General features: G+C 63.8%; 2 protein-coding genes. Both read left to right on the top strand.

Features of this window, described 5'->3' with window-relative positions:
* The first annotated feature begins 157 nt into the window (after nucleotides 1-157).
* Nucleotides 158-13,156 (top strand): non-ribosomal peptide synthetase, encoded by a 12,999-nt coding sequence (locus ACXX9E_RS24705; RefSeq protein WP_458556355.1) that lies wholly within the window; start codon nucleotides 158-160, stop codon nucleotides 13,154-13,156.
* 217 nt (nucleotides 13,157-13,373) lie between these two features.
* Entirely contained in the window at nucleotides 13,374-14,198 is an 825-nt protein-coding gene (locus ACXX9E_RS24700) for an alpha/beta fold hydrolase (protein ID WP_123466436.1), read from the top strand.
* Nucleotides 14,199-14,277 lie beyond the last annotated feature (79 nt).

The following is a 14,277-nucleotide window of genomic DNA, read 5'->3' as shown; positions in this document are numbered from 1 at the left end:
CCGTTCTCATTGGTGAATGGCTCCGGCTGCACAGCCCCGGCCAGCCAGCATTCCCAAGCCTTGCGTGGTCGGCACAGACCGCGCCCTGCATGCCCTTGAAGGGGCGTGACGCAGCAACCCGATTCCACTAGCAAGCCGACTTCAGGCAGGAAACCTCATGACCGACGCGTTCGAACTCCCCAGCACCCTGGTCCAAGCCCTCCAGCGCCGCGCGGCCCTGACGCCGGATCAACTGGCCTTGCGTTTTCTCGCTGAAAACCCAGAGCAGGCTGTGGTACTCAGCTATCGCGAACTCGATCAGCGCGCCCGCAGCATCGCGGCCGCGCTCCAGGCTGAAGCCGAATTCGGCGATCGCGCGGTGCTGCTGTTCCCCAGCGGCCCGGACTACGTTGCGGCGTTCTTTGGTTGTATGTACGCCGGAGTGATTGCGGTCCCGGCCTATCCGCCGGAGTCGGCGCGTCGCCACCATCAAGAGCGTCTGCTGTCGATCATTGCCGACGCCGAGCCGCGTTTGCTGCTGACCAGCGCCGACCTGCGCGATGCCTTGCAGCAGATCGACGGCGCGCCGCCGCTGTTGTGCGTCGACACCCTCGACAGCGCACTGGCCGAGCGTTGGGTTGAACCGACGCTGCCGCCAGAGCACATTGCTTTCCTGCAATACACCTCCGGTTCCACCGCGTTGCCCAAAGGCGTGCAGGTCAGCCACGGCAATCTGGTTGCCAACGAGCTGTTGATTCGACACGGCTTCGGCATCGACGTGAACCCCGACGACGTGATCGTCAGCTGGTTGCCGCTGTACCACGACATGGGCCTGATCGGCGGTTTGCTCCAGCCGATTTTCAGCGGTGTGCCGTGCATTCTGATGTCGCCGGCGTACTTCCTCGGCCGACCATTGCGCTGGCTCGAAGCGATCAGCCAATACGGCGGCACCATCAGCGGCGGACCGGATTTCGCTTACCGCTTGTGCAGCGAACGGGTCAGCGAATCGGCACTGGAACGGCTCGACCTGAGCCGCTGGCGCGTGGCCTATTCCGGCTCGGAACCGATCCGTCTCGACACCCTTGAACGCTTCGCCGAGAAGTTCACCGCGTGCGGCTTCAGCGAAGACAGTTTCATGGCTTCTTACGGTTTGGCCGAAGCGACGCTGTTCGTGGCCGGTACTGCGCGTGGCACCGGCATTCCGGCGCTGCGCGTGGACGATCAGACATTGGCGCAAAACCGCGCCGAGCCGGGCGACGGCAGCCCGATCATGAGTTGCGGCATCAGTCAGCCAGAGCACGCGGTGCTGATCGCCGACCCCGTCACGCTACAGGAGCTGGCTGACAACACTGTCGGCGAAGTCTGGGCTGCGGGCCCGAGCATCGCCCGCGGTTACTGGCGCAACCCCGAAGCCAGCGCCAGGACTTTCGTCCAGCACGCCGGCCGGACCTGGCTGCGCACCGGCGATCTGGGCTTCGTTCGCGATGGTGAACTGTTCATCACCGGGCGTCTGAAAGACATGCTCATCGTGCGCGGTCACAACCTGTATCCGCAGGACATCGAGCAAACCGTCGAGCGCGAAGTCGAGGTGGTGCGCAAGGGCCGGGTCGCGGCATTTGCGGTTTCTCAGGACGGCGAGGAAGGGATCGGCATCGCTGCGGAAATCAGCCGCAGCGTGCAGAAAATTCTCCCGCCCGAAGCGCTGATCAACGCCATTCGCCAAGCGGTGGCCGAGGCGTATCAGCAAGCGCCGAGCGTGGTGGTGCTGCTCAATCCGGGCGCCTTGCCGAAGACCTCCAGCGGCAAGCTGCAACGTTCCGCCTGCCGCAATCGTCTGGCCGATGGCAGCCTCGACAGCTATGCGCTGTTCCCGTCCACGCAGGCCTCCAGCATCGAATCGGCCGTGCAAACCAACGAACTCGAAGCCCTGATCGGCAGGATCTGGGCCGAGCAGCTCAACGTGCAACAGGTCAGCGCCGACGACCACTTCTTCCTGCTCGGCGGTAATTCCATCGCCGCCACGCAAGTGATTGCCCGGGTGCGTGAGGCGCTGTCGCTGGAGCTGAATCTGCGCCTGCTGTTCGAGGCGCCGACCCTGTGCGCATTTGCCGCCGCCGTGGCGCAACAGCAACAGGACGGCGGCAGCGCTCAAGGGCAAATCAACACGCTCTCGCGCAGCGAGCCAATCGTGCAATCCCTGGCACAAAACCGTCTGTGGATCACCTGGCAGCTCGACCCGCACAGCAGCGCCTACAACATTCCTGGTGCCCTGCGTCTGCGCGGCGAACTGGACCAGGACGCCGTGCGCGCCAGCTTCCAGCAACTGATCGAACGCCACGAATCGCTGCGCACGCGCTTTTTCGAACGCGACGGCGTGGCCCTGCAACAGGTCGAGGCGGCGACTGAATTCAATCTGCAACTGATCGACATCAGCGACCTGCCAGCCCACGAGCGTGAAGCCCGCGCGCAACAGATCCGTGAAGACGCAGCGCGCACCCGGTTCGACCTGGAAAAAGGCCCGCTGCTGTGGGTGACGCTGGTGCGGCTCGGCGACGAAGATAATCAACTGCTGGTGACACTGCACCACATCATCGCCGACGGCTGGTCGCTGAACCTGCTGATCGACGAGTTCTCGCGCCTGTACGCCGCTGCCACCCAAGGCCAGCGCGCCGACCTTGCGCCGCTGCCGACCCAATACGCCGACTACGGCAGCTGGCAGCGCCAATGGCTGGCGCAAGGCGAGGGCGAGCGACAACTGGCGTACTGGAAAGCACAACTGGGCGACGAACAGCCGGTGCTGGAACTGGCCACCGATCATCCTCGCTCGGCCAGACAGTTGCACAGCGCCGCCCGCCACAGCGTGCGCCTCGGCGTCAGCCTCAGCGATGCGATCAAACAGACCGCCCAGGCCCACCAAGCGACGCCGTTCATGCTGTTGCTCGCGGCCTTGCAGAGCCTGCTGCACCGCTACAGCGGTCAGCGCGACATTCGCATCGGCGTGCCCAATGCCAACCGTCCGCGCCTGGAAACCCAAGGCCTGATCGGCTTCTTCATCAACACCCAGGTGCTGCGTGCCGAGGTCGATTCGCACCTGTCGTTTGTCGAGTTGCTGACGCAGACCCGCGAGGCCACGCTTGGCGCTCAAGCCCATCAGGACTTGCCGTTCGAACAACTGCTCGAAGCCTTCCCGCAGGCTCGCGAACACGGCCTGTTCCAGGTGATGTTCAACCACCAGCAACGCGATCTCGGCGCGCTGAAACGCTTGCCGGGGCTGCTCGCCGAAGAACTGCCGTGGCACAGCCGCGAGGCCAAGTTCGACCTGCAACTGCACAGCGAAGAGGATCGCAACGGGCGCCTGACCCTGTCCTTCGACTACGCCGACGAGTTGTTCGAAGCGGCGACCATCGAGCGTCTGGCCGAACACTTCAGCAACCTGCTGCGCGCCGTCTGCGAACAGCCGCAACAGGCGATCGGCGACCTGCAATTGCTCACGCCGTGCGAGCACGAACAGCAACAGGCATGGAGCGTCGCGCCATGCACCCCGGCGCCACAATGGCTGCCGGAACGGCTCAACGATCAGGCGCGCCAGACTCCGGAACGCACTGCGCTGGTGTGGGACGGCGGCAGTCTCGATTTCGCCGAATTGCATGCCCAGGCCAACCGCCTCGCGCATTACCTGCGCGACAAAGGGGTCGGCCCGGACGTATGTGTGGCGATTGCTGCCGAGCGTTCACCGCAACTGCTGATTGGCCTGCTGGCGATTCTCAAGGCCGGCGGTGCCTATGTGCCGCTGGACCCGGATTACCCGGCCGAGCGTCTGGCCTACATGCTCAGCGACAGCGGTGTCGAACTGCTGCTGACCCAGACCGCATTGCTCGATCGTCTGCCGGCCCGCGACGGCGTCAGTGTGATCGCGATGGACGCGCTGCACCTGGAAAACTGGCCGAGTCAGGCGCCGGGTCTGCATCTGCACGGCGACAACCTCGCCTACGTGATTTACACCTCGGGTTCCACCGGCCAACCGAAGGGCGTCGGCAACACTCACGCCGCCTTGGCCGAACGTCTGCAATGGATGCAAAACACCTACGGCCTCGATGAAACCGACGTGCTGATGCAAAAGGCCCCGATCAGTTTCGACGTGTCGGTGTGGGAGTGCTTCTGGCCGCTGATCACCGGCGCACGGCTGTTGATTGCCGCGCCGGGCGAGCACCGCGATCCGCATCGCATCGCCCAACTGGTTCAGCAATATGGCGTGACGACGTTGCACTTCGTGCCGCCGCTGCTTTCGCTGTTCATCGACGAACCGCTCAGCGCCGAATGCACCAGCCTGCGTCGGCTGTTCTCCGGTGGTGAAGCGCTGCCGCCAGAACTGCGCAACCGCGTGTTGGCGCAACTGCCGGCGGTGCAATTGCACAACCGTTATGGCCCGACCGAAACCGCGATCAATGTCACCCACTGGCATTGCACAGCGGCTGATGGCGAGCGTTCGCCGATCGGCCGGCCGTTGGGCAACGTGATCTGCCGCGTACTCGATGCCGATCTCAATCCGGTGCCGGCCGGGGTGCCGGGTGAACTGTGCATCAGCGGCATCGGTCTCGCTCGCGGTTATCTCGGTCGCCCGGCGCTGACTGCCGAGCGTTTCGTGGTCGATCCGCTGGGTGAGCAGGGCGCGCGTTTGTACCGCACCGGTGACCGCGCACGGTGGACCTCGGACGGTGTGATCGAATACCTCGGTCGTCTCGATCAGCAGGTCAAACTGCGTGGCTTCCGTGTCGAGCCGGAAGAAATCGAAGCGCGCCTGCTGGCTCAGGAAGGCGTTGCCCAAGCCGTGGTGCTGGTGCGTGAAACCGCTGCCGGCGCGCAACTGATCGGCTATTTCACTGCCGCCGATGGCAGCGAAGATCAGGACGCACTGATCGCCCGTCTGAACACCGCATTGGCCGCCGAGCTGCCGGAATACATGGTTCCGGCGCAACTGATGCGTCTCGAACAAATGCCCCTGAGCCCCAGCGGCAAACTCGACCGTCGCGCCTTGCCCGAGCCGCAGTGGCAAGTCCGCGAGCATGTCGAGCCGGTCACTGAGCTGGAACAACAGATCGCCGCGATCTGGCGCGAAGTACTGGGGCTGGCGCAAGTCGGTCTGCGCGACGACTTTTTCGCCCTCGGCGGGCACTCGCTGCTGGCCACGCAAATCATCTCGCGCAGCCGTCAGGCCTGTGACGTCGAGTTGCCGCTGCGCGCCTTGTTCGAACACAGCGAACTTGGCGATTTTGCCGAGCAGATCCGCCTGATCCAGGCCAGCGGCAAGACCAACCAGCAGCCACCGATTGCAAAAGTCGACCGCAGCCAACCGGTGCCGCTGTCCTATTCGCAACAGCGCATGTGGTTCCTCTGGCAGATGGAACCGGACAGCCCGGCGTACAACGTTGGCGGCATGGCGCGCCTGCGTGGCGTGTTGCATGTCGAGCGTTTCGAGGCGGCGTTGCAGGCATTGATCCTGCGCCACGAAACCCTGCGCACCACCTTCCCGAGCATCGACGGCGTGGCCCGGCAGCAGGTGCATGCCGAGACGGGCGTACGCATGGGCTGGAAGGATTTTTCGAAACTGCCGGCTGACCAGCGTGAGCAGAAGGTGCAGCAACTGGCCGATGCCGAAGCGCACCTGCCGTTCGATCTGGAAACCGGGCCGCTGTTGCGCGCCTGTCTGGTAAAGACCGCCGAACATGAGCACTACTTTGTCCTGACCCTGCACCACATCGTCACCGAAGGCTGGGCGATGGACATCTTCGCCCGCGAACTCAGCGCGTTGTACGAAGCGTTCGTCGATGACCGCGACTCGCCGCTGGAGCCGTTGCCGGTGCAGTACCTTGATTACAGCGTCTGGCAGCGCAACTGGCTGGAGTCCGGTGAACGTCAGCGCCAACTCGACTACTGGACCGCGCAACTCGGACGCGAACATCCGCTGCTGGAGCTGCCCGGCGACCGTCCGCGTCCGCCGGTGCAAAGCCACCAGGGCGAACTGTTCCGTTTCGACCTCAGTGATGATCTCGCCGCCCGTGTCCGTGCCTTCAATGCGCAAAACGGTCTGACCCTGTTCATGACCATGACCGCCGCGCTCGCCACCTTGCTCTACCGCTACAGTGGCCAGACCGACCTGCGTATCGGTGCGCCGGTGGCCAACCGTATCCGCCCGGAAAGCGAAGGGCTGATCGGCGCGTTCCTCAACACCCAGGTGCTGCGTTGCCAGCTCGACGGCCAGATGTCGGTGGGTGAGTTGTTCGAGCAGGTGCGCCATACCGTGATCGAGGGCCAGTCGCACCAGGACCTGCCGTTCGATCATCTGGTCGAAGCCCTGCAGCCACCGCGCAGCGCCGCGTACAACCCGCTGTTCCAGGTCATGTGCAATGTGCAGCGCTGGGAGTTCCAGCAGAGCCGCCTGCTCGCCGGGATGACCGTCGAGTATCTGGCCAACGATGCGCGGGCGACCAAGTTCGACCTCAACCTGGAAGTCACCGACCTCGACCATCGCCTCGGTTGCTGCCTGACCTACAGCACTGATCTGTTCGATGAACCGACCATTGCACGCATGGCCTGCCATTGGCGCAATCTGCTCGAAGCGCTGATCAGCGATCCGCATCAACGCCTCAGCGAGTTGCCGCTGCTGGCGGCGCCGGAACAACAGCAACTGATCGACAGCCTCGGTGCGGAGCCGGGCGAGCATCGCCTCGATCAGTGCATCCATCACCTGTTCGCCGAGCAGGCGCTGGCCCGTAAAGACGCGCCGGCCCTGACGTTCGCCGGGCAGACCCTGAGCTACGCCGAACTCGACGCCCGCGCCAATCGGCTGGCCTGGGCCCTGCGTGAACGCGGCGTCGGTCCGCAAGTGCGGGTCGGTCTGGCGCTGGAGCGCTCGCTGGAAATGGTTGTCGGCCTGCTGGCGATTCTCAAGGCCGGCGGTGCTTACGTGCCGCTGGACCCGGAATACCCGCTCGACCGTTTGCACTACATGATCGAAGACAGCCGCATTGGTCTGCTGCTCAGCGATCGGGCAATGTTCAATGCTCTTGGTGATCTGCCGCCGAGCGTGGCGCGCTGGAGCCTGGAAGAAGACAGTCCGGCACTGGCCGGCTACCCGGCCACCGAGCTGCCATTGATCAGCTTGCCGCAGCATCAGGCGTACCTGATTTACACCTCCGGTTCGACCGGTAAACCGAAGGGTGTGGTGGTTTCTCACGGCGAAATCGCCATGCACTGCCAGGCCGTGATCACGCGTTTCGGCATGCGCCCGGACGACTGCGAACTGCACTTCTATTCGATCAACTTCGACGCCGCCACCGAGCGGCTGCTGGTGCCGCTGCTCAGCGGCGCGCAGGTGGTGCTGCGGGCGCAAGGGCAGTGGGATGCCGAAGAAATCTGCGGTTTGATCCGCCGCCACAAGATCAACGTCCTCGGTTTCACCCCGAGCTACGGCAGCCAGCTGGCGCAGTTCCTCGCCACGCAAAATCAAACGCTGCCGGTGCGGATGATCATCACCGGCGGCGAAGCGCTGACCGGTGAACACCTGCAGCGGATTCGCGCTGCGTTCAAACCGAGCCTGTTTTTCAACGCCTACGGCCCGACCGAAACCGTGGTCATGCCACTCGCCAGTCTGGCCCCGGAAGTGCTGGAAGAAGGCGCCGGCAGCGTGCCGATCGGCAGCGTGATCGGCGACCGCCTGGCGTACATCCTCGACGCCGATCTGGCGCTGGTGCCGCAAGGCGCGACCGGTGAGTTGTTCGTCGGCGGCGCCGGTCTGGCGCAGGGTTATCACGACCGCCCGGGCATCACGGCCGAGCGTTTTGTCGCCGACCCGTTTGCCGCGAATGGCGGGCGCATGTACCGCACCGGCGATCTGGTGCGCCAGCGTGCCGATGGCTTGGTGGAGTATCTGGGGCGGATCGACCATCAGGTGAAAATTCGTGGTTTCCGCATCGAACTGGGCGAGATCGAAACCCGCCTGCTTGATCACGCTTCGATCCGTGAAGCGGTGGTGCTGGCGCTGGATGCGCCGAGCGGCAAACAACTGGTTGCCTATCTGGTCAGCGAAGTCGCCGAGCAAGGTGAAGTACAACAGGCCGAACTGCGCGACGCATTGAAGGCGCACCTCAAAGCGCAACTGCCGGACTACATGGTGCCGACGCACCTGATCCTGCTGGCGCGCATGCCACTCACCGCCAACGGCAAACTCGACCGTCGTGCTTTGCCCGCGCCGGATCCCGAGCTGAATCGTCAGGACTATGTCGCCCCGAGCAACGAACTGGAACAGGCCCTGGCGCAGATCTGGTGCGAAGTGCTCAACGTCAAGCAGGTCGGCCTCAACGACAACTTCTTCGAACTCGGTGGCGACTCGATTCTGTCGATTCAAGTGGTCAGTCGGGCGCGGCAGCAAGGCATCCATTTCAGCCCGCGGGACCTGTTCCAGCATCAGACCGTGCAGACCCTCGCCGGAGTCGCCAGCCGCAGCGAACGGGTGACTGCCGAACAGGGGCTGGTCAGCGGTGACTCGGCGCTGACGCCGATCCAGCACTGGTTCTTCGACACTGAAATCCCGGAGCGTCAGCACTGGAACCAGGCCTTGCTGCTGGAGCCGAGCGTGGCGCTGGAACCGCAGCGTCTGGAGCAGGCGCTGCTGGCGGTGATCGAGCAGCACGACGTCTTGCGTCTGCGCTTCACCCAGGCCAACGATCAGTGGCAGGCCACGCATCAACCGGTGTCCGATGCCAATGTGTTGTGGCAGGTGCGGGTGCCCGCGATGGAGCAGTGCCAAGCGTTGTACGCCGATGCCCAGCGCAGCCTCGAACTGCAACACGGCCCGCTGTTGCGCGCGTTGCTGGTCGATGGACCCGAAGGTCAGCAACGGCTGTTCATCGCGATCCATCACTTGGTGGTCGACGGTGTCTCGTGGCGCGTGCTGCTCGACGATCTGCAAACCGTGTATCGCCAACTCGACGCCGAACAAGCGGTGAAGCTGCCGGCGAAAACCAGTGCCTTCAAGGACTGGACGGCACGCTTGCAGGCCTACGCCGGCAGCGAATCCCTGCGCGAAGAACTGAGTTGGTGGCAGACGCAACTGGCCGGGCCGAGCGCCGACCTGCCATGCGAAAACCCGCAGGGTGGACGGCAGAACCGGCATGCGCAAACCGTCAGCGTGCACCTCGATGCCGAGCGCACTCAGCAACTGCTGCAACAGGCGCCGCGTGCCTATCGCACGCAGGTCAACGACCTGTTGCTGACTGCGCTGGCCCGCGTCTTGTGCCGCTGGAGCGGGCAGCCGTCGGCGCTGATTCAGCTCGAAGGCCACGGCCGCGAAACCCTGTTCGACGAGATCGACCTGACCCGCACCGTCGGCTGGTTCACCAGCGCCTATCCATTACGCCTGACTCCGCACAACATTGAAGAAGCGGCCGGGCAGGGCGCTTCGATCAAGGCGATCAAGGAGCAACTGCGCGCGGTGCCGCACAAAGGCCTTGGCTATGGCGTCCTGCGTTATCTGGCCGATGACCTCAGTCAGCGCAGCATGGCGGCGTTGCCCAACGCACCGGTCACCTTCAACTACCTCGGCCAGTTCGACCAGAGTTTTGGCAGCGATGCGCTGTTCCGTCCTCTCGATGAACCGGTCGGCGCCGCCCACGATCCGCAGGCGCCGCTGCCCAACGAGTTGAGCATCGACAGTCAGGTGTATGGCGGTGAACTGCTGCTGCGCTGGACCTTCAGCGCCGAGCGATATGACGCGCAGACCATCGTTGATCTGGCCGACGCCTACCTCGGCGAACTGCAAAGCCTGATCGCCCATTGCCTGCAAGACACGGCCGGCGGGTTGACGCCGTCGGACTTCCCGCTGGCGAAACTGACTCAGGCGCAACTCGATGCGTTGCCGGTGCCGGCGGCGCACATCGAAGACGTCTATCCGCTGACGCCGATGCAGGAAGGCATGCTCCTGCACACCTTGCTCGAACCGGGCACGGGCCTGTACTACATGCAGGATCGCTACCGCATCAACAGCGAACTCGATCCCGAGCGTTTTGCCCAGGCCTGGCAAGCGGTGGTCGCCCGTCACGAAGCGCTGCGTGCGTCGTTCTGCTGGAACGTCGGCGAAGACATGCTGCAAGTGATTCACTCCCCGGGGCGCACGCCGATCGAGTACCTGGACTGGAGCAACGTTGCCGAGGCCGAGCAAGAACCGAAGCTGCAGGCGTTGCTCAAAAGCGAACGCGAGGCCGGTTTCGATCTGCTCAATCAGGCACCGTTCCACCTGCGCCTGATCAAGGTCGGCGCGGCGCGTTACTGGTTCATGATGAGCAACCACCACATCCTGATTGATGCCTGGTGCCGCTCGTTGCTGATGAACGATTTTTTCGAGATCTACACCGCCCTCGGTGAAGGTCGTGAAGCGCATTTGTCGGTGCCGCCGCGCTACCGCGATTACATCGGCTGGCTGCAACGCCAGAGCCTGGCCGAGGCGCGCCAGTGGTGGCAGCAGAACCTGCAAGGGTTCGAGCGCACCACGCCGATCCCGAGCGACCGGCCGTTCCTGCGTGAACATGCCGGCGAAAGCGGCGGCATGATCGTCGGCGACTGCTACACCCGCCTCAATGTCGAGGACGGTGCACGTCTGCGTGAACTGGCCCAGGCCCATCAACTGACAGTGAACACCTTCGCTCAAGCGGCGTGGGCCTTGGTGCTGCGCCGCCTGAGCGGTGATCGTGACGTGCTGTTCGGTGTGACCGTGGCCGGGCGTCCGGTGGACATGCCGGAGATGCAACGCACCGTCGGCCTGTTCATCAACAGCATTGCCCTGCGGGTGAAAATGCCCGAGGACGATCAGCGCAGCAGCGTGCGCCAGTGGCTGAGCGCGCTGCTCGACAGCAACATGCAACTGCGCGAGTACGAATACCTGCCGCTGGTGAACATTCAGGAACAGAGCGAACTGCCGAAAGGCCAGCCGCTGTTCGACAGCCTGTTCGTGTTTGAAAACGCGCCGGTGGAAGTCTCGGTACTGGACCGTGCGCAGAGCCTCAACGCGACCTCGGATTCTGGCCGCACCCACACCAACTTCCCGTTGACGGCGGTGTGTTATCCGGGCGATGACCTTGGGTTGCATCTGTCGTATGACCAGCGCTACTTCGACGAGTCGACCATCGAGCGCATGCTCGGCGAGTTCAAGCGTCTGTTGCTGGCGCTGGTCGATGGCTTCCATGGCGACATGGCCGAACTGCCGTTGCTGGGCCGTGAGGAGCAGGACTTCCTGCTGCACGGTTGCAACCGGAGCGCACACGATTATCCACTGGAGCAGAGCTACGTGGCGCTGTTCGAAGCGCAGGTGGCGGCGCACCCGCAACGCATCGCTGCCACATGCCTGGATCAGCAACTGAGCTATGCCGAGCTGAACCATAACGCCAACCGCCTCGGCCATGCCCTGGTCGCAGCCGGGCTGCAGATGGATCAACCGGTGGCGTTGCTGGCCGAGCGTAACCTCGATCTGCTCGGGATGATCATCGGCAGCTTCAAGGCCGGTGGCGGTTACCTGCCGCTGGATCCCGGCCTGCCGGGCCAGCGCCTGCAACGCATCCTTGAGCTGAGCCGGGCGCCGGTGCTGGTGTGCAGTGCCGCCTGCCAGGCACAGGCGCAGGCCTTGCTGGATGAATTCAGCTGTGCCAACCGTCCGCGTCTGTTGGTCTGGGAAACGCTGCAAGCGCAGACGACATCGGTGGAAAACCCGGGTATTCACAGCGGCCCGGACAACCTCGCCTATGTGATCTACACCTCGGGTTCGACCGGCCTGCCGAAAGGCGTGATGGTCGAGCAGCGCGGCATGCTCAACAACCAGTTGAGCAAGCGTCCGTACCTGGATTTGAGCGAGGCCGATGTGATCGCGCAGACCGCTTCGCAAAGCTTCGATATTTCGGTCTGGCAGTTCCTCGCCGCAGCGTTGTTCGGTGCGCGGGTGGACATTGTGCCGAACGCCATCGCCCACGATCCGCAGGGGTTGCTGATGCATGTGCAGGCGCAGGGCATCACCGTGCTGGAGAGCGTGCCGTCGCTGATACAAGGCATGCTTGCCTCGGAGCGCCTGAGCCTCGACGGCCTGCGCTGGATGCTGCCGACTGGCGAAGCGATGCCGCCGGAACTGGCGCATCAGTGGCTGTTGCGTTATCCGCAGATCGGGCTGGTCAATGCTTACGGTCCGGCAGAATGTTCCGATGACGTGGCGTTTTTCCGCGTCGATCTGGCCTCGACCCGCGGCAGCTACTTGCCGATTGGTACGCCGACCGACAACAACCTGCTCTATCTGGTCGATGGCGCGCTGGAATTGGTGCCGTTGGGTGCGGTGGGTGAGTTGTGCGTGGCCGGTACTGGGGTCGGTCGCGGTTACGTCAGCGATCCGCTGCGCACCGCGCCGGTGTTCGTACCGAACCCGTTCGGCGCGCCGGGCGAGCGTCTGTACCGTACCGGTGACCTGGCACGGCGCCGCAGTGACGGTGTGCTGGAATACGTCGGGCGGGTCGACCATCAGGTGAAGATTCGCGGTTACCGCATCGAACTGGGTGAAATCGAGGCGCGTCTGCACGAGCAACCGGAAGTCCGTGATGCGGCCGTCGGGGTGCAGGAAGGGGTCAATGGCAAGCACTTGGTCGGCTATCTGGTCGCGGCGGATTCGGCGCTCAATCCGAGCGAACGCCTGGAACGGATCAAGCAACGCCTGCGCAGCGAACTGCCGGAATACATGGTGCCGCTGCACTGGTTGTGGCTGGATCAGCTGCCGCATAACGCCAACGGCAAACTCGACCGCAAGGCCCTGCCGGCGCTGGAGATCGGCCAGTTGCAGAGCGCGGATTACCTGGCCCCGCGCAACGAGCTGGAGCAGACCCTGGCCGATATCTGGGCCGAGGTGCTGAAGGTCGACAAGGTCGGCGTGCGCGACAACTTCTTCGAGTTGGGCGGGCATTCGTTGCTGGCTACGCAGATCGCTTCGCGGGTGCAGAAAACCCTGCAACGCGATGTGCCGCTGCGGGCGATGTTCGAGTGCAGCACGGTGCAGGAACTGGCCGAGTACATCGAAGGCCTGGCGGCCAGTGACATCACCGAGGACAAGGTGGATCGGTTGAATGACCTGATGGCGGAGCTGGAAGGGTTGTAATCTGCGGCCCCATTGCTGGCAAGCCAGCGCCCACAGTGATCGAACGTGTTCACAACATTTGTGTGCAGCGTAGAACCTGTGGGCGCTGGCTTGCCAGCGATGGCGTCAGTGAATTCAACACAAGTAAACCGGCACATTCACGTACATTTCCCAGGTTGACGACAAACTACCGGCAGCTCAGGCTGCCGGTTCTCTTTTTCTACCGCGGGGGTGGTCGATGGCTTTTTTCACGGTTGACGGACAAGCGTTGCACTACATTGATCAAGGCACCGGCCCGGCCGTGTTGCTGGCGGGCAGTTATCTGTGGGACACCGCCATGTGGGCGCCGCAGATTGCTGCACTGTCGCCGCACTATCGGGTGATCGCCCTGGATCTTTGGGGCCACGGTGAGTCCGGCGCGTTGCCGCAAGGCACCACTTCGCTGGACGACATCGCCCGTCAGGTGCAGGCGTTGCTCGATCACCTGGAGATCGACCAGGTCACTCTGGTCGGGTTGTCGGTCGGAGGCATGTGGGGCGTACGCCTGGCATTGTCGGCGCCGCAACGGGTCAACGGCCTGGTGCTGATGGACACTTACGTCGGCGTCGAGCCAGAGCCTACCCGCCAGTACTATTTTTCGCTGTTCAAGCAGATCGAAGAATCCGGCGAAATCTCTGACCTCTTGCTCGACATCGTCGTGCCGATCTTCTTCCGTCCGGGCATTGATCCGCAGTCGGCGCTTTACCAGGATTTCCGCGCGAAACTGGCGGCGTATTCGTCTGACCGTCTGCGCGACAGCATCGTGCCAATGGGGCGTATCACCTTCAGTCGGGATGATCTGTTGCCACGCCTGGGCGAGTTGAATGCACAGGCCACGCTGGTGCTGTGCGGCGATCAGGACAAACCACGGCCACCGGCGGAAACGCAGGAAATGGCTGAGTTGATTGGTTGCCCTTGGGTGTTGGTGCCGGAGGCCGGGCATATCTCCAGTCTGGAGAATCCGGCGTTTGTGAACGAGGTGCTATTCAGCTTCTTGAGCGAGCGCAACCGCCACACCGCGTAAACGTTCTTTGCGAGCAAGCCCGCTGCCACAGAGGATTTCAATCCAGGGTGGGAGCGGGCTTGCTCGCGAAAGGGCCGCC

The sequence above is a fragment of the Pseudomonas sp. GNP014 genome (genome assembly GCF_054344005.1).
Note: the sequence above shows the minus strand (reverse complement) of the source record. Positions and strands in the feature narration are given on the sequence as shown.

Bases quoted from the DNA above. Each gene is read 5' to 3' on its own strand.
- ACXX9E_RS24705 (WP_458556355.1), top strand. From the start codon at position 158: ATGACCGACGCGTTCGAACTCCCCAGCACCCTGGTCCAAGCCCTCCAG.
- ACXX9E_RS24700 (WP_123466436.1), top strand. From the start codon at position 13,374: ATGGCTTTTTTCACGGTTGACGGACAAGCGTTGCACTACATTGATCAA.